General features: G+C 59.3%; 21 protein-coding genes. 11 read left to right on the plus strand and 10 right to left on the minus strand.

Annotation, left to right across the window (positions count from 1 at the left end; translation table 11 throughout):
* Nucleotides 1-324: 324 nt before the first annotated feature.
* Nucleotides 325-570 carry a hypothetical protein gene (locus RT131_RS08190; RefSeq protein ID WP_313171930.1) on the plus strand — a complete coding sequence of 82 codons (246 nt, stop codon included), beginning with the start codon at nucleotides 325-327 and terminating at the stop codon, nucleotides 568-570.
* Nucleotides 571-1,183: 613 nt separating this feature from the next.
* On the plus strand, nucleotides 1,184-1,465 hold the full coding sequence (locus tag RT131_RS08195) for a DUF3247 family protein (protein ID WP_313171932.1): 282 nt from the start codon (nucleotides 1,184-1,186) through the stop codon (nucleotides 1,463-1,465).
* Nucleotides 1,466-1,553: 88 nt separating this feature from the next.
* Here the strand turns inward: RT131_RS08195 and RT131_RS08200 are convergent, their stop codons facing one another.
* Complete coding sequence (locus tag RT131_RS08200) at nucleotides 1,554-1,763, minus strand: hypothetical protein (protein ID WP_313171934.1); 210 nt, start codon at nucleotides 1,761-1,763, stop codon at nucleotides 1,554-1,556.
* A gap of 219 nt (nucleotides 1,764-1,982) precedes the next feature.
* The gene (locus RT131_RS08205) at nucleotides 1,983-4,628 is read right to left on the minus strand and encodes an EAL domain-containing protein (RefSeq protein WP_313171936.1); all 2,646 of its coding nucleotides are present in this window, start codon (nucleotides 4,626-4,628) and stop codon (nucleotides 1,983-1,985) included.
* A gap of 552 nt (nucleotides 4,629-5,180) precedes the next feature.
* On the opposite strand from RT131_RS08205, the gene ligD reads away from it, so the two are divergent.
* From ligD to RT131_RS08225, 4 genes are all read left to right on the plus strand, one after another.
* Nucleotides 5,181-7,709, plus strand: coding sequence for a DNA ligase D (ligD, locus tag RT131_RS08210; RefSeq protein WP_313172289.1), 2,529 nt, complete (start codon nucleotides 5,181-5,183; stop codon nucleotides 7,707-7,709).
* A gap of 96 nt (nucleotides 7,710-7,805) precedes the next feature.
* Complete coding sequence (locus RT131_RS08215) at nucleotides 7,806-7,997, plus strand: hypothetical protein (protein ID WP_313171938.1); 192 nt, start codon at nucleotides 7,806-7,808, stop codon at nucleotides 7,995-7,997.
* Nucleotides 7,998-8,982: 985 nt separating this feature from the next.
* A complete protein-coding gene (locus RT131_RS08220; protein WP_313171940.1) occupies nucleotides 8,983-9,219 on the plus strand; it encodes a hypothetical protein in 237 nt (78 codons plus the stop codon).
* Nucleotides 9,220-9,312: 93 nt separating this feature from the next.
* Nucleotides 9,313-9,681 carry a nuclear transport factor 2 family protein gene (locus RT131_RS08225; protein ID WP_313171942.1) on the plus strand — a complete coding sequence of 123 codons (369 nt, stop codon included), beginning with the start codon at nucleotides 9,313-9,315 and terminating at the stop codon, nucleotides 9,679-9,681.
* A gap of 58 nt (nucleotides 9,682-9,739) precedes the next feature.
* Here RT131_RS08225 and RT131_RS08230 read toward each other — a convergent pair whose 3' ends face one another.
* On the minus strand, nucleotides 9,740-9,934 hold the full coding sequence (locus RT131_RS08230; RefSeq protein ID WP_313171944.1) for a hypothetical protein: 195 nt from the start codon (nucleotides 9,932-9,934) through the stop codon (nucleotides 9,740-9,742).
* A 1,580-nt stretch (nucleotides 9,935-11,514) separates the two neighbouring features.
* Here RT131_RS08230 and RT131_RS08235 point away from each other — a divergent pair.
* From RT131_RS08235 to RT131_RS08255, 5 genes are all read left to right on the plus strand, one after another.
* The gene (locus RT131_RS08235) at nucleotides 11,515-11,718 is read left to right on the plus strand and encodes a hypothetical protein (RefSeq protein WP_313171946.1); all 204 of its coding nucleotides are present in this window, start codon (nucleotides 11,515-11,517) and stop codon (nucleotides 11,716-11,718) included.
* Between the two features lie 1,204 nt (nucleotides 11,719-12,922).
* Complete coding sequence (locus RT131_RS08240) at nucleotides 12,923-14,560, plus strand: Mu transposase C-terminal domain-containing protein (protein ID WP_313171948.1); 1,638 nt, start codon at nucleotides 12,923-12,925, stop codon at nucleotides 14,558-14,560.
* Nucleotide 14,561: 1 nt separating this feature from the next.
* Nucleotides 14,562-15,455 (plus strand): TniB family NTP-binding protein, encoded by an 894-nt coding sequence (locus RT131_RS08245; RefSeq protein WP_313171950.1) that lies wholly within the window; start codon nucleotides 14,562-14,564, stop codon nucleotides 15,453-15,455.
* 5 nt (nucleotides 15,456-15,460) lie between these two features.
* Nucleotides 15,461-16,174 carry a TniQ family protein gene (locus RT131_RS08250; RefSeq protein WP_313171951.1) on the plus strand — a complete coding sequence of 238 codons (714 nt, stop codon included), beginning with the start codon at nucleotides 15,461-15,463 and terminating at the stop codon, nucleotides 16,172-16,174.
* 895 nt (nucleotides 16,175-17,069) lie between these two features.
* Nucleotides 17,070-17,330 carry a helix-turn-helix transcriptional regulator gene (locus RT131_RS08255; RefSeq protein ID WP_313171953.1) on the plus strand — a complete coding sequence of 87 codons (261 nt, stop codon included), beginning with the start codon at nucleotides 17,070-17,072 and terminating at the stop codon, nucleotides 17,328-17,330.
* Nucleotides 17,331-17,513: 183 nt separating this feature from the next.
* On the opposite strand, the gene RT131_RS08260 is transcribed toward RT131_RS08255, so the two are convergent.
* The 7 genes from RT131_RS08260 to RT131_RS08290 form a co-directional block, all read right to left on the minus strand.
* Entirely contained in the window at nucleotides 17,514-18,848 is a 1,335-nt protein-coding gene (locus tag RT131_RS08260; RefSeq protein ID WP_313171955.1) for an MFS transporter, read from the minus strand.
* A gap of 74 nt (nucleotides 18,849-18,922) precedes the next feature.
* Nucleotides 18,923-19,171 carry a hypothetical protein gene (locus RT131_RS08265; protein ID WP_313171957.1) on the minus strand — a complete coding sequence of 83 codons (249 nt, stop codon included), beginning with the start codon at nucleotides 19,169-19,171 and terminating at the stop codon, nucleotides 18,923-18,925.
* A gap of 59 nt (nucleotides 19,172-19,230) precedes the next feature.
* Complete coding sequence (locus RT131_RS08270; RefSeq protein WP_313171959.1) at nucleotides 19,231-19,872, minus strand: hypothetical protein; 642 nt, start codon at nucleotides 19,870-19,872, stop codon at nucleotides 19,231-19,233.
* Nucleotides 19,873-19,885: 13 nt separating this feature from the next.
* On the minus strand, nucleotides 19,886-20,617 hold the full coding sequence (locus RT131_RS08275) for a HupE/UreJ family protein (RefSeq protein ID WP_313171961.1): 732 nt from the start codon (nucleotides 20,615-20,617) through the stop codon (nucleotides 19,886-19,888).
* Nucleotides 20,614-23,742 (minus strand): CusA/CzcA family heavy metal efflux RND transporter, encoded by a 3,129-nt coding sequence (locus tag RT131_RS08280; protein ID WP_313171963.1) that lies wholly within the window; start codon nucleotides 23,740-23,742, stop codon nucleotides 20,614-20,616. The genes RT131_RS08275 and RT131_RS08280 overlap by 4 nt, the downstream gene beginning before the upstream one ends.
* Nucleotides 23,743-23,751: 9 nt before the next feature.
* Nucleotides 23,752-24,987: an efflux RND transporter periplasmic adaptor subunit gene (locus RT131_RS08285; protein ID WP_313171965.1), complete on the minus strand. Its 1,236-nt coding sequence runs from the start codon at nucleotides 24,985-24,987 to the stop codon at nucleotides 23,752-23,754.
* Nucleotides 24,984-26,219, minus strand: a complete 1,236-nt coding sequence (locus RT131_RS08290; RefSeq protein WP_313171967.1) for a TolC family protein — start codon at nucleotides 26,217-26,219, stop codon at nucleotides 24,984-24,986. The genes RT131_RS08285 and RT131_RS08290 overlap by 4 nt, the downstream gene beginning before the upstream one ends.
* Between the last annotated feature and the right edge of the window lie 229 nt (nucleotides 26,220-26,448).

Here is a 26,448-nt window from a genome sequence, read left to right on the forward strand (position 1 = left end):
ACCTTGCACAGCAGATTGATAGCGAGGGCTTCAGATACAGGTTCAATGGATCTGAATTGCCTTGGTCATTGATCGTCGGTTGATTCTGGCGGGCCCCGGGAGGGGCCCGCTTTTCTTGCTCAGGTTACCAGCGTCGCAACGCGGAAGGCGATTGGAACTACAGATTGAGGTAGCTGAGTCCGAGTGCCAGCGCTCCCACATGAACGGCAGTCCTTTCTAAACGACGATATCCCGGTGATCGCAGTCCGGCGCTGAATTCAGGCGCGTGTTTGCTGTATACCAGTGATGCTAGTACAGGGTGGATCCCGCATAGGGAGAAGTATCTTGAACGGATTGAGCATGTTCCTGGAAGGTCCAGGGCTGGAACGTCGCGCGGTGCAGTTGCTGCGAACTGAACGCGTTCCGCTTGATACCTTGCTGCATCACGCGACAAGCAGGGCGGCGGTAGCGTTGATCGATCTCCATATCTTGATTGACAACCGGGGCAACGTCGCCACGCAGGTCGACCATGAAGGTCTGCGCTACCGCTTTCCCGAATCCAATGCCCCGTGGGCGTTGATTGTCGGCTGAAGTCCATAGGTAGCGGGTGGGATCCGCTACCGCTGACGCGTTCAAATGCCGGGAGACCACCACCTGTCTTTACACCAAGGTTTGGGCCCGCGAGCTTTGGCTGCGTCGCCGTCACTCGGGCGTGTTTCCTTCATAGACCCGTTGATGGTGTAGAAAGCCATCGCCGCATCGCGCTGTTGGTAAGTGACCAAAGACTGGCGCGGGTCGCAACCCCGACCCACGCCAATCTGGTCAATCGGGCGCCTTCGCAGGAACGAACGGAGACACCGGGTCGCTGGCCGGGAAAGTTTCCTCCAACGCCTCATCCTGATTTGAACTCTCATGATCTTTGCGCTTGCGACGCTCATGGCTTGACTCGGGGCAGTCACGTTCCTCGGAAGGCTCTGGCGGGTCCTTGCGGTCTCGTATCATTTTGATGGCTCCTGGCGTTGAACGGTGCCTGCAATGAGGTTGCGTTGCTGGCAACGCAGAATCTGATCTACGTGCTGCTAGCAACGTGTGGAGAACTGGCAGGGCGTTGTGAAAAGATCGCTCATTGACCGCAACCGGCCTTTATTCAGGGTTAGCACCTGACCGCGTAGGGTGGCAGCAAGGCCAATCAGAGGATACGGCGATGGCGCGTACGGCACCGCGGGTTCATACAGCTCAAGCAGACATAGAACAGCTCAAGGCCTTGCAGTTGCTGCTGGATGCAGAGCTGGTCGTCGAGCTCCGCATGAAGGACGGAAGCGTATTGAGCGGCATGGTGACGGAACGACCCGCCGTGCAGCAGTTTCGCGGCCCCGATGAGCAGGAAGGAACGAATGGCCAGGTTTCACTTGACGTGCCCGGTGAGGGCGCCAGGTTGCTATGGCTGGATGAGATTGAGCACGTAACGCGCTTGGGGAGCAATTGATCAAATGGCTCCGTCATCGGCGAACTGAGGTGGCGGAAAATTCCACGTTTGATATCTATCAGGTTGATCTATAGACGGACAATACTGATTAGACAAAGAGTGCCGTTTCAGTAACACCGAACTGCACTGCAAGCCTGGCCAGCTCATTGGCAGCGGCAGCTGCGTCACCATGCTGCGATACGGTATCAAGTATGTCGCGATAGGCTTGCCAGAACTCTGGCCCGCTTCCATGCTGTTTGTACGAGACATGCAGGCGCATCCACTGCTTGGTTGAAAGTACCTGTGCGCCGAGTCCCATGATCAGATTGCCTGGATGATCGAGGCCAATGCTGCGCCGAATACGAAGCACAGCAATGCGGTTTTTCGTGGAAGGGTCCGTGCAACGGTCATGATGCTGGCTCCGTTCGGGTTTACCAGCATGCTGCCAAGTGCGGGGTTAAGCGCTCGTCCCCGGCGCCCTTTGTTTTGCGAAGGGTTCTTCACGCCTGGCGGCTTCCGACGAAGGCGCGGGTGGAGGCTAACGCTGGAACTTCACCCGCTCAGGACGATGCAGACCAAAACCCTGAGCGTAGTCCACGCCCAGGGAACGCGCCGCCTCGCACAGATGCCCGGAGCTCACCCCTTCGGCCACGACCTTGAGGCCGCGCTGGTGGCCGATCTTGGCGATGGCGCTGATGATGGTATGGCTGATCGGATCGGTATCCAGGTCAACAATGAAGCTGCGGTCGATCTTGATCAGGTCCAAAGGCAGATTTTTGAGATAGCCGAAAGACGACATGCCCGCGCCAAAATCATCCAGGGCGATGCTGCATCCGGCACAGCGCAGGCGCTCAACGATGCTCGCCACTTTGACCAGGTTGCGGACTGCGACGGTTTCGGTGACCTCGAAGCAAAGCTGCTGTGGTGGTACCCCGTGTTCTGCGATGCAGCCCAGGATGAAGTCTGCCAAACCTTCGTCCTCGATGCTGGCGCCTGACAGATTGATTGCACAGCTGCCCAGGGTCTGCGCGGTGGGGTGGAGGTTGCTGAAGTTTGACAGGGCTTTGCGGATCACCCAGCGGTCGATCGCCGGCATCAAGCCATAGCGCTCGGCGGCGGGGAGAAAGACGCCCGGCAGCACGATGCTGCCATCTTCATCACGCAGGCGCAGCAGCAGCTCGATGTGGGTAGTGGTGTCCGCGCCGGTGAGAGAGATGATCTCCTGGTAGTCAAGCAGCAGGCGGTCCTGTTCCATCGCCCAGCGCAGCCGGTTGACCCATTCCATTTCCCCCTGGCGCCTGCTGGTCTCGTCGTCCTCACGGTAGACGTGGACGCGGTTGCGCCCGTTCTCCTTGGCCAGGTAGCAGGCTGTGTCTGCCCAAGCCAGCAGATCCTTCAGTGTGGGCAACTGCTGGTCGATCACGACCATGCCGATACTGCAGCTGACCTTGTAGCTGCGCTCCTGCCAGGCGAACAGCAGGGTTTCGATGCTCCTGCGGATCTGTTCTGCCAACTGCAGTGCCCCGTCGGCATTTGCGTGGAAGGTCAGCAATCCGAATTCATCCCCACCCAGACGAGCGAGGACGTCGCCGCTGCGCAGCTGCTGGCGCATGATCAACGCGAGTTGCTCCAGCAGCTGGTCGCCGGCCATATGCCCGGACACGTCATTGATAAGCTTGAACTGGTCAAGGTCGATGTACAGCAATGCCCAAATGCCGTTGATCGCTGTTGCGGACCGGCTCTTCAGTATCTCTTCCAAACGTCGCTCGAACTCGCGGCGGTTGTAAAGGCCGGTCAGCGCATCGTGTGCGGCCTGGTAGCTCAGACGATCGGTCAGTTCGCGCTGCTCGGAGTTGTCGGTTGCCACCAACAGTAGATGTGGGGTCCCATCCACATCCACTTCGGCCATGGAGGCATTTGCCCAGAAGCTGGCGCCATCTGCCCCTCGCAGCTCGGTCTCAAGCCTGTTCCAGCCGCTGCGCAGATCCGCCGGATCTAGGGCCCTGGCCTGCAGTTGTTGATCAAGAAACAGCGAAGACAGTTGCGAACCGGTGGGGTCACCCAGACGCTTGCGTGCTGCCTGGTTGGCGTACACGATCTTCCAGTCGCGGGCATCGACCACCAGCACCAGCGCTGGCAGTAGTTCATTCAACGCACGAAAGCGCAGCTCGCTCTCGCGGTAGCGGGAGCTCATCTGCGCCCCCAGGGCCAGTGCCTTGCGTCGCGTTACCGCCAGCGACCATAACAATGCCGCCAACAGCAGGCTGATGATGGTTCCGGCGATGATGATGGTATCCAGCCGGCCGAGGGCGAAGGGCTGCGGGCGGGGCTGCATCTCCAGATGCCAGCGTCTGCCGCCGAAATCCAGTTGACGGTGCTGCGCAGGCAAGCCGGCAGCGACCATCGTGCCGGAATCGTAGAATGGCAGGGCACGCACATCGGTATCGCGGATTCTTATCCGGAAGCCATCCAGGATGGGTGCTTCCAGCGCGCTTTCGATCAATGGCTGCAAGCGGATGCCGATGGCCAGTGCACCGATCTCCCGAGCCTGGCGCTCACTCGCCGACGCCGGCGTTGGACCTTTGGAATACACCGGCAGGCGAAGCGTAACACCCAGCGGACTCTGTCCTGGAGACGCGTGTTGGCGAAGGGCAAACGGGGCTGAAACAGTGACGGTGTCGGTATCCCTGGCGCGCAGCAGGGCTGCCAGGTTGGCCGGCTGGGTGACCATGTCAAAGCCCAACAGACTGGTATTGCTCTGATAGGGCGATACGAACTCGTAGCGGTAAGCCGCGTTGTCGGTTTGCGGTCGGTCGACCTGGGCACGCCGCGCAAACGCGATGGAAGTGTAGGCCTCGCTACCATCGTGCAAACGCGCGTAGTACTGGCTGAAGCCGGTCTGATCCATCCTGTCGTTGGCCAGAAAGACGGTCTGCATCGCGCGCAGGATCGATGCTGCACGTTCAAGTGGTACCTGCAGTTGCGCAACGCTGGTGTCGGCCAGTGCTCGGCGCGCGTCTGCGGCCCGATGCTGCAGATCGGACCATTCGCGATACGCGATGATCGCCGTGCAGGTCAGGCCGAACAACAGGCCTGCAACCGCCCACGCAAGCGGCGTAAAGGTGCCGCCACGAGCGGGCAAGGCATGCGCGGGTTCTTCTTGTTCTGGCTGGATGAAGTTCACTTGCCCGTCCGGCTCCTGCGCAATGTTGTGCCATGAGGAACATGCGGCCTGCCGTTTCCCGGCCAGCTGCAAAAAACAGTCAAAACAACGCGAAAGCCACTGTGACGAAACGCCCGGCCCGTCCAGGCCGAGTATGGATATCGGCGCAGGTCCGGCGATCTTGATGGAGCGACGGAGACATTTGCTACGAAGGGGGGGCGTGAGGTCCGGGAACAAGGTAACGCAATTTGGCTCAAAGGCAGTCATCGCGCAGATACCTGATTTCACACCACCATAGCCACTCCTAGACTCGGCGCTGACGTTGAAGGCGTAGATTGCCTATCAAAGCATCCATCCAACCTGGATCGGACACCGTCTGGAGCGCCCCATGAGCGATGACAAACACGTCTTTGCCCGATCAGCTGGAGGCAGACCCACCCCAATCAGGTTGGTGAGGTCAAACAGGGGCGCAGCGCAGCGGATCCTGGCTACAAACGGCTGTGTCGAATTGTGGAGGCATCGAAACCCGGTGCTGCTGCAGTGCAGCGTTGCCTGCGCGAGATGGGCACCAAGATGAGCTTGATCGACTACCGTCGCAAACGCCGCTTCGAACATACGCGTGAACCTGAACCGGGCAAGTCGTTGCCAAAGGGACGACGTGCAATCTTCGTCGTGCAGCTGCACCACGCGAGTCGACGTCATTACGACTTCCGCCTGCAGGTTGGGGACACGCTGAAGAGCTGGGCGGTGCCCAAGGGGCCCAGCTACGATCCCTCGGTGAAAAGAATGGCGGTCGAGGTGGAAGACCATCCCGTCGCCTATGCAGATTTCGAGGGGGAAATCGCCAAGGGCCAGTATGGCGGCGGGCATGTGGCGCAGTTTGACCATGGCATCTGGGCAACCGAAGGCGACCCAGAGACGCAGTTGGCCAAGGGACATCTGCGGTTTGAACTGTTTGGCAACAAGTTGAAAGGCGGCTGGCACCTTGTGCGCTCGGGCAAGCCTGCGCGTCAACCGCAATGGTTGTTGTTCAAGGATCGTGACGCGTTTGCCGGTGATCTGGAAGCCGACGACCTGCTGGCCGATGTGACACCGGCGCCGGAAAGCGACAAACAACGCGCCGGCCGCGGCAAGACCGAAAAGAAGCGGATGGTGACTGTGCCAGTGAAGTCGGGTCGGCGCAAGGATTGGTCGAAACGTGCATTGTCCTTGGAGGGCGCTCGCAAGGGCAGGGTGCCGACAGGACCTTTCCAACCGCAACTGGCAAAGCTGGGCCAGACTCCGCCCAAGGGAGAGCTGTGGCTGCACGAGCTCAAGTGGGATGGTTATCGCATCCTGGTCACCGTGGCAGACGGCAAGGTACGCCTTTGGTCACGCAATGCCCTGGAATGGACGGATCGACTGCCCGAGGTCCGCGAAGCACTGGAAGGGCTGCAGCTCGACTCGGCATCGTTGGATGGCGAGCTGATCGCTGCACGCGGGGCACAAGAGGATTTCAACCTGCTGCAGGCGACCCTCTCGGGAGAGCGGCAGGGCCGGCTCACCCTGATGCTGTTTGATCTACTGCACCTGCAAGGCGTAGACGTCGCCAACGCGCCGCTGATTGAACGCAAGGCACTGTTGCAGGACCTGCTGAAGGGCGCATCGCCGCTTCTCGCGTTCAGCGCGCATTTGGACACGGATGGTGAGACGGCATTCCAGGTGGCGTCAGAACAGCACTATGAAGGGGTGATATCCAAGCGTTTGGATCAGCCCTATCACCCAGGTCGCAGCGACGATTGGCGCAAGACCAAGCAACTTGCATCGGATGAGTTCGCCGTGGTGGGTTTCACCGCGCCGAAGGGAGCGCGCACTGGTTTTGGCTCCCTGCTGTTGGCCAGCCCGGATGCCAGTCACGGCTGGCGTTATGCCGGCAGAGTAGGCACCGGGTTCGACGATGCGCTGCTGAAGCAACTGATGCGCAGACTCCGTGGTGGTGGCAGCAAACCGACTGTCCATATCGGGACCACCGAAACCGACCTGCGCACGGCCAAGTGGTTTGTCCCGCGCTTCGTGGTCGAGGTGTTCTACCGCGGAAGGGGAGGCCAGACCTTGCTGCGGCAACCTTCGTTGAAGGCCCTGCGGCTGGACAAGAACGTGAACGATCTCCTCGACAGTGATCGAATGCCCATGACGCGACAGAAAACCACTGGAGCCAAGCGCAGCAAACCTGCGACGAAGGCTGCGAAAGCCATGCTGCCAACGCTGACCAGCCCCACCAAGCGACTGTTTCCAGCCGACAACATCAGCAAGCAGGACGTCTGGGACTACTATCTGGCAATTGCCGATCATCTGCTGCCGGAAATCGTAGGGCGCCCGTTGTCGGTGATCCGCTGCCCGGCAGGCATTGAACGCCAGTGCTTCTTCCAGAAACACATGACTGCCGGCATCGAGCGTGTATCCACCGTCAAGCTCAAGGAAGAGTCGGGATCACAGGCCGACTATCTGGTAGTCGAGGATCTTGCCGGCTTGATGGAGCTGGTCCAGTTAAACGCGTTGGAGTTCCACCCCTGGGGAGCGAAGGCCGACACACCGGATATCGCCGACAGAGTGGTGTTCGACCTAGATCCGGGGCCCGATGTGCCATTCGCTGAAGTCAAACGCGCTGCCGCGGACATACGAAAGCTGTTGCTTGGCATTGAACTGGAATCCTTTCTGCGCGTATCCGGTGGCAAAGGCCTGCATGTGGTGGTCCCGCTTGCACCTGGGTGTGATTGGGCGTTGACCAAGCGCTTCGCACACAGCTTCGCTGATGCATTGGCCCAGTCTCAGCCGGACCGGTTCCTGGCCACCGCCACCAAGAGCCGCCGAAATCGTCGCATCTTCATCGACTACCTGCGCAACGGGCGAGGTGCAACCGCGGTAGCGTCCTACTCGATGCGGGCGCGTCCCGGTGCGCCGGTGGCGCTGCCTCTTGCATGGAGTGACCTGCCGAAGCTGCACAGGGCCGATGCGTTCACCATCAAGGACGTGCCGACGAAGCTGAAGCGGCGCAGGAAGAATCCATGGGCCGACATGGATACGCTGAAACAAAACCTGTCGCGCTGGGCCAATGACACATAGCCGCAGGCTTCGTGTCACGTTTATCCGGCGCAAAGAGCAAAGAGACTGCGGCCGCTGCACACGAAAGCGCAGCACCTTTCAATCGAGGAAATCACAATGGCGAACAACAAGCCCGCCGTCGGACAGAAAGAGGAAAAGACGCGTGCCGACGGAACCCCAGGTACCGATGCAGCACGCGACCAGGACATGAAGGAGCAGGCCGACCAGAACAAGCAGGAGGAGAAGTTGCGACAGTCCAACCAGATCGACAAGGGGCCATCAGCGTGCAATTCAGGTGGGCGCCGATAGTCGCACCTGCAAGCGTGATCGGCCGGTTCTTGGCGGCGGGCCAGTGCGGCGGTGTTGAAGTATCCGGGAACAGGACGCTCTATTCCGGTTCGGCCAGATGCACCGAAGCAATCCAAACTCGTGCGGCTTCAAGGAAGGCTGACTTTGCCTGCGGATAGCTTGTTTACTTCTCAAGTGGGCTACGCCTCATGGTCAAGCACTGGCGTAAAAACGAATGATCTAACGGTTCAGAACCGGACGTGTCGCACGCTGCTGGTCATCGATCGCCGGGTGGGGTTTTTTCCGGTGGAGTAGGGGCGGCAACCAATGGCGCGGGCATGCCCAGGACAGCGAGCACTGGCGCGGCAAGCATTTCAAGTTGAGGGCAGGTACACCATGCGATGTGGGTGTAGCGAGCGTTGAGAAGGAAAAATGATCGGGATTTTCATTCTTCCCATCAAATTGCAGCAGTGACAAATGAACTGCAGTGAGTTTTCTTCACATTGCATGACTGCAGACTAACGTTGGCGTGCGCAATGTAGGTGCTGCGATATCACCATCGCGCTGTTAGATGAGGTGAGTTGTGAGCACCCCCACGCCAACCGACCCGAATGCACCTCGCGAACCGGGCACTCCTGACCCGATGCGGGATCCTCGGAATCCTGATCGTCCGAACCCTGATCTGCCAGGCAACGACAATCCCGACTTGCCACCCGATGATCCGGAAAGAGAACCTCCAGTCCCGGACCATCCAGACAAAGACGGCGCAACTTGAGCCCCCTTCCGAGGCGTTTGCCAACTGATGCCTGGAAGGCCGAATCAGGTCTGAGTCCAGGAAGTTCGCTGCCAAATCAGCTTTTGGAAAGATGTCGAAGAAGACACCAGGAACGCCCATTGCGACGCGCGGTGAGAGTGAAGGCGGCCGCCGTGCCGCAACGAGCCGCTGATCGACTATTCCTGGGCAAAGGTTGCGATTCATGCCTTCACCAAGGCGCCGGTAGCCGAGTTGCGGACGAGCGGAATGCGTGTGAAAAGGATTTTCCCAGGCCCGGTATGGAAGCCGGTGAACCCTGCTGATAAGCCAGCGAATAATGTCGCTGAGTTCGGTGCTGACAGTGACATGAAGCGACCAGCTCAGTGTGAGGAGTTGTCGCCGGTATACGTGTTTCTGGCCTCTCCTGTTACCACCAGCTATATCAATAGCGTTGTGCTGCCCGGGAAGGGTGTGCCGCATTGGTTATAGATTCTTGGGTATATCCTGTGTCAGGACGGTGCTTCCCACTTGATCCGCCAGCTTGGCACATTCCTTCGAACACTATCGAGAGACCCGACGCACATGCAGATTCAGAAATACGAAGAGCGACTTCGAGTTGCCATGCTGCAAAGTGATGTAGCTGCGCTCGACGAGCTGATTGACGATGATCTGCTGTTCGTAGGGCCTGGAGGCCAGATCTATACGAAGCAAGATGATCTCCAACTGCATCGCTCGGGCACCCAGCGGATGTCTCAAGCCGACTGGTTGGCTGTCGAAGTGCGCCACTACGGTGCGGTTTGCATCACTGTAGTGACTGCGCAGCTCTCTGGCACGTTCTTGGCGCAACCTTTCTCGGGGCGGTTCCGCTACATCCGCACCTGGGAAGAGCGTGAGGGCATCTGGCGTGTAATTGCAGGTAGCGTGTCCGTGGTTACCGCGGAGAGCCCGTAACAGGTACCGTGGTGCAGCATCCTGCAGTTGATCGCTAGTATTGACGACTTGGATAGTACTACGAGCAGGACGTCATGAAGAGCGTATTGGTGGTATTGCTGCGAGTGGGGCGGCGATGGCGGCGGCTGCGCAACTCACCGACCCGCAGCGATTTCGGGCTGCTCGCCAGGAAATATTCGAGCGGTTTCGGTTTCCATCGCGCGATGGTGCTGCCTTCACTGTTGCTCAGGTGCGAGTGGTGAAACAGCTGCACGGACGGTTCGATGGTATGCAGCAACCTGGGCCGCGCTGAATGGCACAGGCTTCAGACGATGCATTCCGGTACTGCGTAGGGCCTGGGCCAAGTTGGTATCTGGCCATTTCGGTTTCAAGACGCAATGGCTTCCAATGGAATGTCGACTGGGTGGTATGCCCTTTGGACGAGGGCCGCATGCGTGCCGCGCTGAGCGGCGACACTGAATCCTTGCGGTTGGTCTTTGGCGAACAGACCGCACGGGGATGGGTGGAAATCGAGCACGGCGCGTATGCAGATTATTGTAGAGACGGAATTTTGAGTCGCGTCGGTTTGAAGTCAGCGGGCATCAGCGGCCATGTTCGTTACTGGCCAATAGCGGGCACGTGGCAAGGCGGGGAATAGATTGATTTGTCGGGGGTAGGGAAGGGCGGCTTCCGACCCGAAGTGAACACTTTGCCCGTAGCCAGATCGCTTCCCATCAAAACGCACTTCTAGCCGGACGATTTGGAATCGGGAGAGGGGGCAGGTTGCTCCAGCACTCGCCCACATTTGCCAGCAGCGGATCGTTACCCTGGGGCATAAAACGCCTGTATGCCAGACTCATCGCGTCGAGCTCAACGACAAGTCAGCGGTACAGGTCCGGGGCTTACTCGTCCTCGTCAATACCTTCTAGAAAAATGGGCGGGCTCCCAACGCGGGAAGGAGACACAAGCCTGTTGATTGCAGTAGGATTCCTCCCGCCGCGCCGCGGCTGATGAGGATCGCATCGATGCGCGGATCACCGGTTGAATGGATGCTTGTGATCGCCGGGCTGCTGGGCGTGGCCGGATTTGCGATTTCGGATTTTCAACCCAGCAGTGGATTGTTGTTCGCAGCCCCAGTCATCGCGGTGCTAGTAGCCTTCTGGGCCGTACGGGCGCAGCCCAGATCCGAAGGGACTTACTCGCCCCTTCTAGGCAGGCGGAGGTTAGCGCGTTCGCCGTATGCTCCTATATGGGTGGTACTCCCCCTGGCATTGGTGGCCGGATGGGTTTTCACCGTCTACGGGGCGGGCATGATCCTAGCCTCCGCCGTCGGGGTCGAGCACACCCGAAGCGGGATCCTGATCTACAGCGCGAGACATGAGCCATCCGCGCGCTCGCGCCGACGTCCCTGCACCGTACTCTCTGTTGTATTGAAGGCCGAGCGTGGACCGGTGTACATCAGGCATTGCGATGCGTATCTGGCGGGCAACATCCTACCTGCTGGCATGGGCGTAACGTACCGCACGCGCGAATCAGCGCTTGGGCTGTTCGCTGATCGGGACCTCGCCTTGCGGCAGGTGGAGTCAGCTCTCGAGATGGCCAATCGTGCAGAGCAACAAGCGGCACGCGCCGCCGAACGACACTAGGTTTTGTGAGCAGGGCGATCATGTTCGGCATCCCTGGGCTGACCCGCGCTTACTTCTTCCTGAGTTTCTTCTTAGAGTTCGGCAAGGACTTGGATGCAGAAGCCGCTACGGCCTCTGCGTCAGCCGGTGCTGAGCCGGTCATGGTCTCTTTGATGCAGATGGGCGGTACGTGCGCAGAGAGGGCGAGGGCGGAGCCGGCAGCAAGCTTGTGGAGAAGGCCAAGCCGGACCCTTATGTCGAGCTGACGCCGGATCAACGGTATGTGGCAGAACTCAAGGATCTCGGCCGCGTAAAGCTTGCGGCTCGCGCAGAATCCGGCCAAGACGATCAGTGGCTACACGCCGCCCAACCAGCACGCCTTTATCAAGGTTTTTCCTGCAGGAAAACCTGCCCGGAAACCATTGTCCTGTAACGCTTTCCAAAAGTACCGATCGAGCACGACCTGGCATTTTTGGGGTTCTGATACTCTTCGCACGGGCGCAGGGGGCGCTCGCTGCGTAGTTATCGCTATGAAGGCATACAGGTTCGCGCTGGCGTTATCGCTGATCGTTTTGGGGTTTACCCAAGAAGCGCTGTCTCAGACCATGAAAAGCGCGACTGGTCGCGGTGAGCCGCGCATCACCAGCTCGCCGACAGCGGCTTACAACTCGATGGGAAAGACCACGACACCCTTCAACTGCGAGCAGTATCGGGCGCATCCTCATCCATCGATGAAGGGATTTTGCGACGGGTTGGAGGCCAGTACGCTGCAATCGGAGGCCCGTCGAGCTGGTAGGCCCGGGCCTAGTAGCGAGGTCATAGAGTTACCCAGCATGGGGTCTCAGGCCGCGAAATCATCAGGCTATGCCTGTATCGGAGGTCAAGCGATGCGGAAACTGCCGAATGGGTGGGCGCAGGTCTCGTCGCCTAATGGCGGCTGGCAGCGTTGCCGGGAGCAGTGATTGGGGTGCAGGGGCATTTCCCCTGCAGTAGCGCTGTTATCCGGCGCGGGTTCCGAAGTGGCGTTCCCGCCATTCGTCCACGACAACGACCTTGACCATCGACTGCTGACGGGCTTTCCTCGCAGCGTTCCTTTTACGTGTCGCGTCACGTAAATAAGAGGCAACGGCGCGCCAGAGCAGGACACGTAACCGGAGTTCTGGGATTCCGTCGCCCGATGGCCCCACCAGGTCACGGCCAGCCAGCCGGCACCCAGCCCAAGGGCCGTGGAGCTCGACGTGGTTCTCTATGACGTGCCGGTGGTGCGCTGATGCGCACGCATTCGGACATTGTTCGCCGGTCGGCCAACATGGCGGCCTGCGGTCGATGTTGTAGCTGTCACTCATGCCTCAATTTCCCCCTGATCCTTAGGAGGCCGGGATGGTAGGTGAGATGAGATCCAAAGCCAGATCCAGCGCATGTGATTTTCCGAAGAGGATGTCCAAATTCGGCCCGTCATTGCTGGCGTGGACACGGGCTGTGGACGCGAAAATCTTTCACAAGACGATGTCCGTTTTATAGTTGTTAGGCGAATGTGATGGACTTCGTTTGGAAGGCACTTCCCGTTAGCTATCAATGAATTGACGCACGTCACCGGCGAGAGTAGATAGAGCGTCAAAAGACCCGGGGCAGCGACTATGACTGATACCCCTCTGGACCTCATTCCGGACGATAAGTGGGAACAAGCTCGGTTACGTGCTGAAGTGCTCCGAGGTATTTCCGGTCGAGGCCATGACCGGGCACAGCAGATAGTGCGAGCAGCCGAGCAGTTGCAACTCACCACTCGAACGATCCGTAGACTTTTGAGCCGGCTTCAGGAATCAGAATCACGTACGTCAAGCTTGTGTCGCCAACGTCCTCTTGGCGGAGGTGGCATTTCGCGATTGCATCCGCTTGTCGAGGAGATCATCAGCGAGACAATTCAGGACGCCTATCTGAAACGGCAGCAGCCTGGAATTTCGGAGATCACCAAGGATATCCGTCGGCGCTGTCGATCAAAGGGCCTCAACGCCCCCGCCTACAACACCGTGGGAAGGCGCGTGCAGGCCCTGAACCAGCGTGTCGTCGCAGTTAGTCGGCGCGGCCAGGATGAGGCCCTGAAGTATCGGCCCATTCTGGCGAGCACCCCCCTCCGTGATCATCCTCTGGAGATGGTCCAGATCGACCACACGACGGCCGATGTGATCCTGGTAGATGAGCGAAGCCGCCAGCCGATTGGTCGTCCTACGGTGACATTCGCAGTGGACGAGTGTAGCCGCGCGATTGTTGGCCTTGTGGTGTCGCTAGAGGCCCCGTCTTCAACAACAGTAGCCTTATGCGTCGCGAGCATCGCGGGAGGCAAGGCAGAGCGTCTTGCTCGTTTTTCGGTGGTTGCGCCATGGACAATGAGTGGTTTGCCGGAAGCCATCTTTGTAGACAACGCTAGTGAGTTCCATGGCAAAACGCTGGAGCGGGGATGCGCACAGTATGGGGTGAAGCTGCGTTTCAGAAATCTGGGGCAAAAGCAGGAGGGCGGCATCGTCGAACGCCTGATAGGAACCTTCATGCGCAAGGTTCATGCGTTGCCTGGGACCACGTTCTCGAACGTTTCCGCCAGAGGATCCTACGATTCGGATCGGGCTGCTTCACTTACATTGGATGAGTTCGAAGCGTGGCTGCTCAACGAAGTGTGTGGTGTGTATCACAACACGGTCCATAGTCACCTGCAGTGCACGCCCAATGAGGCATGGCACCGCGGCCTGCGCCGCAAACCACCCCAGCAGGTTGGTGACTTGGCAAAACTGATGCTCGACTTCCTGCCCGGCACAATGCGCAAAGTAGGGACGCACGGCGTTGTTTGGGATCGAATTAGTTACTCTTCACCAGCGTTATCTGAAATATTGATCCGCAGGAAGTCTCCAAAGTATCTCGTCAAACGTGATCCTCGCGACATCAGCTCGGTCTGGCTCTTTGATGAGCAACGATCGCTTTACATCGAGTTGCCCTATCGCGACAGATGGCGTCCACCGATCGCATTGTGGGAGCACAAGCGAGCGATGGAGAGGGTGCGCGCGGCCGGCGAGAAAGATCCGACCGAAGAGCTGATTTTTCAGCATGTAGAGGAGGGGCGAGCAATTATTGCGGCGTCCCAGACCAAGTCTCGCAAGGCACGTCGCGAGAAATCTCGGGTGGAGCATTTGGGTGTTCCTGCATCGGCCACGCCTATGTATCCGGACAATGATCCGGATGCCGTGAAGAGCGGGATACCGCCTAGTCAAAGTGTGGAGGTGTACTGACATGACCACACAGCCATTCGAACATTTGGCTCCTGCTGTGCGTGAAGTTGCTACTCAGAGCGCGCAGGAGCGCGCACTTCACTTGTATCGGGAACGCTGGGTCTCCTACGAAGTTGCAGATGTGGCGCTGAAGCAAATGCTGCGTTTTCTTGAGCTTCCTCCCAACCCACGCCCTGCGTGCGCACTGCTTGTTGGGCCGACGAACAATGGCAAGTCATCCCTTCTCCATCGACTGGTAAAAAGCCAGCCGTGGACTCATTCTCCGACCGGGGTCGTGGCACCGATCGTTTTCGTCGAAATGCCCTCAAGCCCGACCATCGAACGCTTTTATCGTGGCCTCATTTCAACGCTTGGCGCGCCCTCACCAAGTACCTGGGTCCGGACCGGGGCATTGGAAACTTTGTGCCTAGATCTGCTTCGTCAGATCGGCATCAAGCTGCTGGTGATTGATGAATTCCACAACATTCTTGCCGGCAGTCGCAGTGCGCAGCTGGAATTCCTCAATCTTCTGAGGTTCCTGACCAACCGCCTGCAGCTCTCAATGGTGCTGAGCGGCACTGAGCACGCTGCGCATGCGATTCGAACAGACCCGCAATTAGAGAACCGCTTCAAGCCGATAGTCCTTCGCCGTTGGGAACCATCTGACGAGTCCAATCACCTGATGCAAGGACTCGTCTCATCGTTTCCGCTGCATCGTCCCTCCCTGCTGGGGGAGGCCGCTGTGGCATACATCCTTCGACGTACCGAAGGCACCATTGGAGAGGTCCTGGATCTACTGCGTAGCACGGCAGAAATTGCGATTCGAACCGGTGAAGAGTGCATCAATCGCAGGACCTTCGAACTGAACTCCTATCTTGGCCCTATGGCACGGCGTGCCAAACTGGCCAAGCTCTAACGGTGATGAAGACATGGCCCATATTGATAGTGCCGTTTGCAGAGGAAGCCGCATCCTCTTGGGTGGACAGGGTGTGTCGGACGTTCCGTGCACCATGGGAAGAGATATCTCGAACTTGGTGCCGAGGACCGCTGAGTGATGTCGCGCTAGATGCAGGAAGAGCTCCAGTGGACATCGAGACCATGGCAGAAGTCAGTGGCGTGGATCAGTCCAGCCTGCGCTCGATGTTCTTGGAAAGTCAATTTCGTGGAGTCCAACGCGCCCTTCACCTCAAGCGCGGAACGATTGAGGAGCGACTTGGCTGGCAATCCTGGCAGCCTTCCGATTCGTTGCCGTTGCTTCGAGCATGCCCTGTGTGCTTGCGGGAAAAGGGCGCTTTCTACTATCGACTGTCCTGGCGCTTCAAGGTGATTAGGACATGCCAGCAGCACAAATGCTGGTTGCTGTTTGCCAATCAGGTCGGCGATCAGGCCAGATTCCGCGGCGATGCCTGCGGTTTTTTAGCCCATGCCTTGGCACTGGATAAGATCTCTCTGCAGACGCTCAGCGAGGGGAAGGCAATCTTTTCAGACGCGACATTGCCAGCAGCGAGGTGGTTCTTGAAGTTTCTACCGCCGCTGATCACACATCTGGAAGCCGATTACTATCCAAAGCATCACCCTGGAATACGCTATATATGCGCTGAGTCTGAACGGTTAGGGCGCCTTTTTAAGAGCTAAGGTTTCGGCGCCTGCAGTGGCTCAGATTGGCCCAGCATGGAACTTTCTGGAGGGGAACTCCAGTATGTGTTACCGATCGGCGCCACAAAATCGAGGAAGAGCCTAGTTATCAACGTTCTAGCACTGTCTGTTCGAGGGGCAAAGCAGAACGTGGCTTCTTCCTGAGGAGATTGAGCCTCACGCGAATGCAACCAACGGCTTCGCCGGCGAATCTCGTCGCACAGCGCTTGACCGGCGAAGGCCTGATCCATTCCGCTGCGCAGCAATGCGGCCGCCGCCCCCCTGACGGCATACCATGCCAAATACCTTCGCCGGCCCAGCGAGTGGTTCGACCACATATCTGCAAGTTCACTGCCACTGGCTAGATCGGTGGGTAGTTCGAGCTGATGGTTGGCTAAGAGGTACAGCAGGTATTCAAAGGCCTCCGCATCCACCAGCATCTGCCACAGTGAAGTGACCTCGACCTGCCAGCTGGCGCGCGCTTTATAGGCGGCAATTGACTGCAGCAGAGCGGCGCATAGGTGCGCACATGAGGGGCTTATAGGCTGTTGATATTGCCAAGCCCAAGGCCCTCGCAGGGTTCGTCTAGCGGACCTATTACCTTCGTTTACGGCAGCCAAAACGCGCGCCTCCTCTAGGTCTCGGAATAGGCGTGCACTAAGCCGATCAGAAGGCGAAATCGGCATGGCCTTGGTGATGGACATCTCGAAGGCCCACCAGGAAACCAAGCACACCAAATTCAAGCTCTCCGGAATTTCCGGCAAAGCCCGATGAACGCGACAGGCTGTTTTGCGGGGCATGGGAGATGCTCGACCTAGCCATAAGCGCAGATTACACGTTTTTCATGTATTCGGTAGGGGGTCATAGATTCCTTGGTCGCTAACGAAACGCGACCATGGACTCAAAAACCATCTATACGCAGGCCTACCGGGAACTGGTGCAGCGCTTGCGCCTGCGCCGTGAAGCGCTGGGCCTAACCCAAACCGATGTGGCCGCACGCTTGGGCTGGCCGCAACAGCGATTGTCCGCGGTCGAAGCTGGCGCGCGCCGACTGGACATCGTCGAATTCATCGAGCTGACGAATCAGTTGGACTTACCCTTAGTCGAATTGATTGAGACGCTGCGGACCGCCGTGCTGGCTCAGGGGCGCAGGTAGGTAGAGTACGCGCCTCTTCACACAGGTCTCGGGTGAATCAGCCACCGGCCCCACTGAGACTAGAGAGGAGGGGTCCTCCCGCTTGACTCTCGCCATCTGAATAGCGGTGCGTTCGGCCATCTGGCGCGCCACGCCATCATGCGAAGTCGGCGGGTGCAGAGTGGGGGGACGGGTGGCACCACATCAACCTGGCCACCTCCGGTGCAGTGCGTCAATCACGAAGCGGTGTGAATGCTTTCCATGCTTCCGCGCGTGCTCTATCCAATGCGGGTGATCATCTGGAAGGTCATCGTGGCTATGTTCAATCTCCTCGGGATCTGCCCTTGGCCACGAGCGCCAGGCAAGCAAAAGCCCAACGCCGGCAACGCCCACCAGTGCACCGATAGCCACCGGTAGCCCCCATTTCGCCCCCACCACTCCGGCAAGCGGGTAGGCAATCAGCCAGCACACATGCGATAGCGAGAACTGTGCTGCGAACAGGAATGGTAAGTCGGCGGAATCTGCGGAGCGACGAAGCAACCGCCCGCCCGGCGTGACCAGACCCGCGTATGCCATGCCGAGCAATACCCAGGCCGGAATGATCACGAACCAGTTGATCGCACCATCCAGGCCGATCCAAGCACCTTGCAGGCCCATCAACACCGCACACATCAGGCTCGCGGCGGCAAGCATTACGCGCCGGTCGGAGACCTTATCCAGTACTTTCGGCAGCAGCATGGCGACAGCCATGCTGCCAATACCAAAAGCCGCAAGGGCCCACGCGACTTCACGTTCACCGCCGTGAAGTACGCCGCGGACCACAACCACGGTGTTGACGAATACTAACGAGCCGCCTGCTGCAGCAACAAGGTTGAGTGCCAACAGGCCGCGCAGGCGAGGGGTACGCAGATAGATGCGCATTCCGCGGATGGCTCGCGCATAAGGGCCTTCATCACCGCGCCTATCGACAATCAGTGGGAAGGCAGTCGACAACACCAACATGGCTGAGAGCACGAAACCAACTGAGGTTCCGGCAAACAAACCGTGGAAGCTAATCAAGGTAAGCAATGCCGCAGCCAGGGCCGGACTCAGGAGGCTTTCCAGGTCATAGGCCAACCGCGAAAGCGATAGCGCCTTGGTGTAGTCCTTCTCATCCTTGAGGATTTCCGGAATGAGAGACTGGAATAGGGGGGTGAAGCAGGCGGATGCAGACTGTAGTAATGCAATCAGGATGTATACCTGCCAAATTTCAGTGACGAAAGGCAGGAAAAGAGCAGCGGCGGCCCGGACCAGATCAAGTGCAATCAGCACGCGCTTCCGCAACACCGGAGGCACAACGGCAGCGGAGACAGGGGCGAGTGTCACATAGACGATCATTTTGATCGCCAGCGCCGTACCTAAAACCGCACCGGCCTCAGCTCCAGCTAGGTCGTAGGCCAACAATGCCAACGCGACTGTCGCCAGTCCAGTACCTACCAGTGCAAACACTTGGGCGGCGAACAAGTTCCGGAAGCTTGAGTTCTTCAGAACATCAATCATGGCGTGAATCTCAGCACGTGCATGCGGGGAGGCAGGGCGGCGCCTGGTTGGCACCGCCCTGCTTTTCGGTCAGCTTAATTCTTTGCCGGCGCCGCCCTGCGAGCGTCGCAGGTGGACTTGAGGGTCTTGGTGGCCGAATCATTCAGATTCACGTCGTACTTGGACGTATCGGCCAGCTGCTCGCAGGTGGTGGGCTTGGGCTTCTTCGCAGCTGCCGCAGGAGCCGGCGCGGGTTCATGCAGGGCAGGGTCGTGCGCGATTGCGGCGCCCGAGGTGAATGCTGCTGCGAGGAAGGTAGCTACGAGAGCATTGCGGATCTTCATGGGTAACACTCCGGAAATTGCGGTGCTTACACCGCGGGTTGAAAACAAGTGTGGCGAGATCAGGGGCGATACAGATCGGCTTGGAAGCCGATGACTTCGACCGAAACGTCTACCGGCGCGGTGCCGCGGTTCTGCCAGTACCAGCCGTGGGTGCCGTCGAAGGGCGCAATGAAGGTGCCTTCGGCTTCGCTCTGTGCGGCCTCGACCGAATAACTGGTCCATGCACCCTTCACGTCCGGGCGCTCGCCATGCATGTCTACGGCTACTTCACCCGTGGCCTTCCAGCGATAGACAGCGCCGGCCCCTTGCTTGAGGTGTGCCTTCACTTCGGCACCTTTACCCGGCGCCAACGTCACCGTGAGCGTGTCTGTACGGATTGGCCCGGTAGTGAGGGAGGTGGCAGCCGCGTCCAGCGTCTGGCCGTTGTTCTCCCCGAACGCGGCTTTCGCCTTTTCGGCCAGGGCTTGATTGGCATCGCTATTGATGCTGGTCACCGTCGCGATGGCGACCGGATCGCTGTCAACCGGAGTCTCGGCCAGCTTGGTTAGACCCAACGTTCGACCAATACCGGTCGGGTCAACGCCGTACTCGGCAGGCAGGACGGTAGTGATCAACAACACTGCCGCCACCGCTGTTGCGATGAAGGTGGCACGGAGCAGGCGTGAGGTGCTGGGAAGAGGCTGATTTGCAGTAATGGACATTGAATTATCTCGATCAGGAAACGAAGTAGCCGGTGAGCTGGTAGCCAATAAGCACAAAGCCTGCGGTCATCAGGACGGCGTTGGCACCAAACGCCTGGCGGGCAAACATCGGTGAGCGGCGCCAGAAGCCCATGACGATCAGGATGAGAGCCAACGCGAGAATCTGGCCGATCTCTACGCCAACGTTGAATGCCAGCATGTTGGCAACCAGTCCTTCGCGTGACAGCGAAAAATCCTGGAGCTTTGTGGCTAGGCCGAGGCCATGGAAAAGACCAAAGACCATTACCGCGGCCTTCGTATTGGGCTGGAAGCCGAACCAGCGTTTGAAGGCCCCCATGTTGTCCAGCGCCTTGTAGACAACCGACAAGCCGATGATGGCGTCAACGATGTACGGGTTCACATGGAAGCCACCCAGCACGCCCAGCAGAAGCGTGATGCTGTGACCGATGGCAAACAACGTGACGTAGATGCCCACGTCCTTCATGCGATAAAGGAAGAAAACGACTCCCAGCAAGAACAGGATGTGGTCGTAGCCGGTGAACATGTGTTTCGCACCCAGGTAGGTGAATGCGAGCAGGTTTCGCCCAGAACTCTCTTCGAGGAATGCAGCGTCTCCCTCGCTAACGCCATGAGCCAGGGCGGCCGCTGTTGTCGTCAGCAGCGCTACGCCTGCGAGTACTGACGCTGGTGCTTTTATGTTGCGCAAGAAGATCTCCTTAGCTTTCAAAATTACTGAAGCACTCATACGTGCTCCTTGTTGATGTCGCCGTCGCGATGAATGAGGCGATAGAGCGCCGGCAGAACCAGCAGGGTCAACAGCGTGGAAGAGACGATGCCGCCGATCACAACCGTGGCCAGTGGACGCTGGACCTCGGCACCGGCACCCACGTTGAGGGCCATCGGCAGGAACCCTAGACTTGCCACCAGCGCCGTCATGAGCACTGGCCGCAAGCGGGTTATCGCGCCCTCGTGGACAGCGTGCTCGAGTGGAGCACCATCCTCGCGCAGCTTCTTGATGAAGCTGATCATCACCAAACCGTTGAGCACTGCGACGCCGGATAGGGCGATGAAGCCCACGCCCGCAGAGATGGATAGCGGGATTCCCCGCATCGCCAGCGCAAGTACACCGCCAGTAAGTGCCAGCGGCACACCGCTAAAGACGATGGCGGCATCCTTGCCCGAGCCGAACGCCATGAACAGCAGACCGAAGATGAGCACCAGCACGACGGGTACGACAACGGATAAGCGCTTGCTGGCCGAGATCAGCTGTTCAAACGTACCGCCGTACTCCACCCAATAGCCCTCCGGCATCGCGACTTCGGTGCTCACGCTTTCACGAAGCTCCTCCACGAAAGAGCCAAGGTCACGACCACGGACGTTGCTGGTGATGACCACGCGTCGCTTGCCGTTCTCGCGACTAACCTGGTTCGGGCCAGGGGCGACTTCAACCTTTGCCAACTGTCCCAGCGGAACATAGCCTCGGGTCGATCCCTCGCTCACCGGCAGTGCTACGGGAAGTGAGGCCAGGGTCTTCGGGTTCTCCCGCATGCTCTCAGGTAGACGAACCACGATGTCGAAGCGACGATCACCCTCGAATACCTGCCCGGCGGTTTCACCACCCAACGCCATGGAAATGGTCCGCTGGACCGCATCAATCGATACGCCATAGCGGGCCAAAGCATCCAGATCCGGAGTGATGGTCATCAGCGGCAGGCCCGTGACCTGTTCCAGCTTCACGTCGGCATTACCCTCAATGCTGCTGGCAACCTTCTCGATCTGTCCCCCGATGGCAGCCAGTTGATCCAGGTCATCGCCATACAGCTTGATCGCTACTTCGGCACGGACACCGGCGATCAGCTCGTTCATACGCATCTGAACGGGCTGCGTGAACTCATAGTTGTTGCCGGGAATGGCGCGCACCGCCTTTTCTAGTTCAGCAATGAGTTCAGCCTTCGGCTTGCGTGGGTTCGGCCATTCGCTCCGATCCTTGAGCATGATGAACGTATCCGCCACTGAGGGCGGCATCGGATCGGTGGCAACCTCTGCGGTGCCGATCTTCGCCACCACTTCGTCTACCTCAGGGAACTCCTTGATCCGCGCTTCCAGCTGTCGCTGCATACCGATTGCTTGGCTCAGGCTGGTACCTGGAATGCGAAGGGCATGCAACGCGATATCACCTTCATCCAGGTTGGGGATGAACTCCGTGCCCAAGCGGCTTGCGAGAACACCCGACAGCAGAATCAGTACTGCAGCGGCTGCGACCACCAACTTACGCGCGGACATTACCTTTTCCAGGAGCGGGCCGTAGAAGCGGCTGACCGCACGCATGGCGCGGGTTTCCTTCTCCGACACCTTGCCCGTCACGAACTGGGCGACGGCCGCCGGCACAAAGGTCAACGAGAGCGCCATTGCGCCCGTCAACGCGATCACCACCGTCAATGCCATCGGGTGGAACATCTTTCCTTCCACCCCGGACAGGGCAAAGATCGGGATGTAGACCGCCGCGATGATGAACAAGCCGAACAAACTGGGTTTGATCACTTCGGCGCTGGCGCTGGCCGCCAACTCAAACCGCTCCTGACGGGTAAGCAAGCGCCCCAGAGCATGCTGCTTTTCGCCAAAACGACGTAGGCAGTTCTCCACGATGATGACCGCGCCATCTACGATCAGACCAAAATCCAACGCTCCCAGGCTCATCAGGTTTGCAGAAACCCTATTCTCGACCATTCCGGTAATCGTCAAGAGCATGGTCAGCGGGATCACTGCCGCGGTGATCAATGCTGCGCGCAGGTTGCCAAGCAGTAAAAACAGAACGGCGATGACAAGGAGAGCGCCTTCCAACAGATTTTTGCGAACGGTCTCGATGGTGCGATCAACCAGCTCGGTGCGGTCATACACCGCATGCACGCGAACGCCGTCGGGCAAGGTTTTGTCGATTTCCTTGAGCTTGGCTGCACTGCGCTGTGCTACTTCACGGCTGTTTTCGCCGATCAGCATGAACACGGTGCCGAGGACCACTTCCTTGCCATCCTTAGTGGCTGCACCGGTACGCAGTTCGCTGCCTTCAAGTACTTCGGCGACATCGCCAACGCGGAGCGGAAGACCTTCACGTGTGGCGACCACGATCTTCCGCAACCCCACGATATCCGCCACCTGGCCAGGGACGCGGATCAGGTACTGCTCGCCAGACCGCTCGATGTAGCCCGCGCCGACATTCGCATTACTGCGATCGACAGCCTCAAGGACGTCCTGCATCGTCAGGCCGTAGGCCTGAAGTTTCGACGGATCGGGGGTGATATGGAACTGGCGGACGTAGCCACCGACCGTGTTGACCTCAGTGACACCTTTGAGGTGACGCATCTGCGGGCGAACGACCCAGTCCTGGAGCGTACGTAGCGCCATGGGGGTCCACGTGTCTTCCGCGCCCGGCTCGGCTTCGACGGTGTACATGAAGATCTCGCCCAAGCCGGTGGCTACCGGCCCGAGTGAGGGCTTCAGGCCCGAGGGTAGGGCAGAGGCCGCTTGCTGCAGGCGTTCGGCGACCTGCTGGCGTGCGAAGTAGATATCCGTTCCGTCCTCGAACACCACCGTGACCTGGGAAAGGCCGTAGCGTGAAACCGAGCGTGTGTACTCAAGCTTGGCCAGGCCGGCCAGAGCTGTTTCGACCGGGAAAGTGACACGCTGCTCCGCCTCCAAGGGCGAGTAGCCGGGGGCCTCGGTGTTGACCTGTACCTGTACGTTGGTGATGTCCGGAACGGCATCGATGGGGAGCCGGTTGTAGTTCCAGATGCCAAGGCCACATAGCCCCAGAACAAGGAGCAACACCAGCCATCTATGAGCGATGGACGCTCGTATGATTCTTTCGAGCATGGCCGTTCCTTAGTGGTCGTGGCTGGCGCCAGACTTTTCGATGTCTGCGCGGATCAAGTAGCTTTGCTCGGCGACGTATGCCGTTCCGGGCTTCAAGCCGCCAAGTACCTCGACGTACTCGCCATCTCTCCGACCTAGCTCGAGCATGCGCACCTCGTAGGTATCCTTGACCTGCGCAAACACAACCGTGAAGTCACGGAAGCGCTGCAGCCCGGATTCCTTCACTGCCAGCGGCACTTCCTCCGAAGACAAGGTGACCTCGGCTGCGACCGTCATTCCTGGACGCCAACGGCCATCGGGATTGGGAAGGTTCACGCGAGCAACCACGCTCTGACCGCTGGACGCTACAGGCAGCAGGGACGCAACAGTGGATTCGACGGTCGCTTCCCCGGTAGCCGAGCGGACCTGCACCGCCTGGCCGGCCGCCAGACGTTCGGCATCGGTACCGATCGCCCGGAGATCCACCCACACCTCGCCCATGTTGGCGAGTTCGATCAGGGTGTTATCGGCGGCCACGTCACCGACATTGGTGGCGCGAGTCAGCACCACACCGTCGAAGGGTGCGGTGACGGCGTATGTACGCATGCTCTCGTTGCCTTCGATAGTCGCCAGGGTTTGCCCGCGTGCTACCCGATCACCAACTTGCACGTGGACCGCGCGCACGATTCCCGGGAACCTTGCTTTGATCGCAGCGTGGCGGTTCTCGTTCAACGCGACGGCTCCCATCAGCTGAACGGTGTCGCGGATCGTCGCGGGCCCTGCTGTCTCTACGACTACGCCGGCATCCTTTGCTGCTTCAGGATCGATGGTGGTCCGGCCTTCATAGGAGGCATACGTCCAGCTATGAGGTTTGCCACCGAGCGTCGCATTGACCTTCACATCGAACGAGTGGGGCTCCACGACCTCGGAGCTCGCAGCCAGATAGTCCTTTTCTGCCTTGAAGGAGAAAGCACTGACTTCCCCATCAAGTCGCGTGACCTCCATGCTGGCAGTCACTTCACCAGGGGCGATAGGCTGGTCGTCCCGGTATGCATACAGGCGGAAGTGGGGCGGCGTGTTGGTTTCGTACACCGTCACCTCGATGGCGACGTTGCCATCCCGCAGCATTCGGCCACGATGAGGGCCGCGTTCGTATTCGGCGCCAGCGGCGGCTGAGGCTTCTCCGGCGATAGGTTCAGCGCTCTGCTTCTCGCCACATGCGGCGAGCATCAGAGATAGAAGGATCAGGAATGCATAACGCTTCATCGGGAGGCATCCGGGATGTGGGCGGTCAGGCGTTCAACCTCGACCATAAGGGTGTGGTATCGGGCGGCCGACTCGACTTCGCGTTCGCGCAGGTCGAACAGGGTCTTCTCGGCTTGGGCTAGAGCGAGGAATGAGAATCGACCGGCTTCAAAACCATGACGCGTCAAGCTGACCGCTTCTTGAGCCTTGGGCAGCATTCGGTTGCGAAGCGCTTCCACTTCGGAACGGACTTGCTGCATCTGTTGATAGCGATCGAATAGCTGCTGGCGTTGCTCCAGGCTTGTCGCCTGGGCGCGCGCTTGGACTGCGGCCAGATCTGCATCGGCTTCGGCGACCGAATAGGAGGCGCGCCGCTGGCTCCCAAGAGGCACGGAGAAGGACATCACCAGACCTTGATCCCCTGTCGCCTCCAAGCGACGAACGCCAAGACTGACGTTCACGTCAGGCTTCCCACTCGCCACAGCAATCCGACGACGAGCCGCGATGGATTCGGATTCGAGCTGTGCAAGACGCTGCTGAGGCGTCTGCGGCAGGCGGATGGCCAGGGATTCGAAATCCGCGAGCGGGGGCAGGGTGTCCAGATCCGCGGCCACGCTGTCGAAGTCCGGGGTTAGGGCTCCCCAACTGGCAGCAAGGCGTGCCTTGGCTCCCTGAAGTGCCTGTAGTGCCTGCTCATGCTGCAGTTCGGCATCGGCTAACGTGATCTCAGCTGCCCGAAGGTCCGAGTCTGGATTGCGTGCCGCCTGCACCCATCTGGCAACTTCTCGACGGGTGCGGTCGGCATGACGAACCCGCTCTTGGGCGTGTTCCACGTGCTCCTGAGCGACCGCGGTCTGGATGAACCGCTGTGCGGTGCTGTTGGTGATATCAAGCCTGGCTACGCCTTCAGCGCTTCCCTGAAGGTTGATCTCGGCAGTTCCCAAGGCTCTGCGGGCATCACGCTTGCCGCCAAGCTCAAGGACATGTCCGAGGCGTAACGTGGTTTCAGCTGAGTCCACACCGCTCAGCCCGCCGGTACCTGCAACGTTCTCAAAATCGGCCCCTATTACATAGGGCGCTGGAAGAGCCTCTCGGTTGGCACGATTGCGCACTGCCTCCAGACGGGCAGTTTCGGCTTGGATTGTGGGATTCGCTTGGAGCGCGCGGGCAACCGCATCTTCCAGGCGCAAAGGTTCAGCAGCGAAGCCGCACGGGGCAACGCTGCAGGTACCGACCAAAGTCAGTACCCACATGCAACGCAAATTCACGGAATCTTCTCCGATTGTTCGACGAATAACGCAGCCAGCCACAAATTGCGGCCAGCACTGTCAGGCCGCTACAAGGCGGCCGGATTCGTCAAACGATGGGAGGTCTGAAGGGGCTGGAAGGTTGTTGCGAAGGACGCCAAAGGACGTCTAAGGCAGGAACCGAGGTCTCTGGTGCGACGCTAGGCGCCCAATAACTGTGGTTCCAAAGGCTGAG

It is taken from the genome of Stenotrophomonas sp. (assembly GCF_032066555.1).
GTDB lineage: Bacteria > Pseudomonadota > Gammaproteobacteria > Xanthomonadales > Xanthomonadaceae > Stenotrophomonas.

What these genes read in the sequence shown, in the direction of transcription:
- RT131_RS08255 (WP_313171953.1), top strand. Translation starts at nt 17,070, where the DNA reads ATGGACTCAAAAACCATCTATACGCAGGCCTACCGGGAACTGGTGCAG.
- RT131_RS08245 (WP_313171950.1), top strand. Translation starts at nt 14,562, where the DNA reads ATGACCACACAGCCATTCGAACATTTGGCTCCTGCTGTGCGTGAAGTT.
- RT131_RS08270 (WP_313171959.1), bottom strand. Translation starts at nt 19,872, where the DNA reads ATGTCCATTACTGCAAATCAGCCTCTTCCCAGCACCTCACGCCTGCTC.
- RT131_RS08280 (WP_313171963.1), bottom strand. Translation starts at nt 23,742, where the DNA reads ATGCTCGAAAGAATCATACGAGCGTCCATCGCTCATAGATGGCTGGTG.
- RT131_RS08260 (WP_313171955.1), bottom strand. Translation starts at nt 18,848, where the DNA reads ATGATTGATGTTCTGAAGAACTCAAGCTTCCGGAACTTGTTCGCCGCC.
- RT131_RS08240 (WP_313171948.1), top strand. Translation starts at nt 12,923, where the DNA reads ATGACTGATACCCCTCTGGACCTCATTCCGGACGATAAGTGGGAACAA.
- ligD (WP_313172289.1), top strand. Translation starts at nt 5,181, where the DNA reads ATGAGCTTGATCGACTACCGTCGCAAACGCCGCTTCGAACATACGCGT.
- RT131_RS08265 (WP_313171957.1), bottom strand. Translation starts at nt 19,171, where the DNA reads ATGAAGATCCGCAATGCTCTCGTAGCTACCTTCCTCGCAGCAGCATTC.
- RT131_RS08275 (WP_313171961.1), bottom strand. Translation starts at nt 20,617, where the DNA reads ATGAGTGCTTCAGTAATTTTGAAAGCTAAGGAGATCTTCTTGCGCAAC.
- RT131_RS08215 (WP_313171938.1), top strand. Translation starts at nt 7,806, where the DNA reads ATGGCGAACAACAAGCCCGCCGTCGGACAGAAAGAGGAAAAGACGCGT.
- RT131_RS08250 (WP_313171951.1), top strand. Translation starts at nt 15,461, where the DNA reads ATGAAGACATGGCCCATATTGATAGTGCCGTTTGCAGAGGAAGCCGCA.
- RT131_RS08290 (WP_313171967.1), bottom strand. Translation starts at nt 26,219, where the DNA reads ATGTGGGTACTGACTTTGGTCGGTACCTGCAGCGTTGCCCCGTGCGGC.
- RT131_RS08225 (WP_313171942.1), top strand. Translation starts at nt 9,313, where the DNA reads ATGCAGATTCAGAAATACGAAGAGCGACTTCGAGTTGCCATGCTGCAA.
- RT131_RS08285 (WP_313171965.1), bottom strand. Translation starts at nt 24,987, where the DNA reads ATGAAGCGTTATGCATTCCTGATCCTTCTATCTCTGATGCTCGCCGCA.
- RT131_RS08195 (WP_313171932.1), top strand. Translation starts at nt 1,184, where the DNA reads ATGGCGCGTACGGCACCGCGGGTTCATACAGCTCAAGCAGACATAGAA.
- RT131_RS08200 (WP_313171934.1), bottom strand. Translation starts at nt 1,763, where the DNA reads ATGGGACTCGGCGCACAGGTACTTTCAACCAAGCAGTGGATGCGCCTG.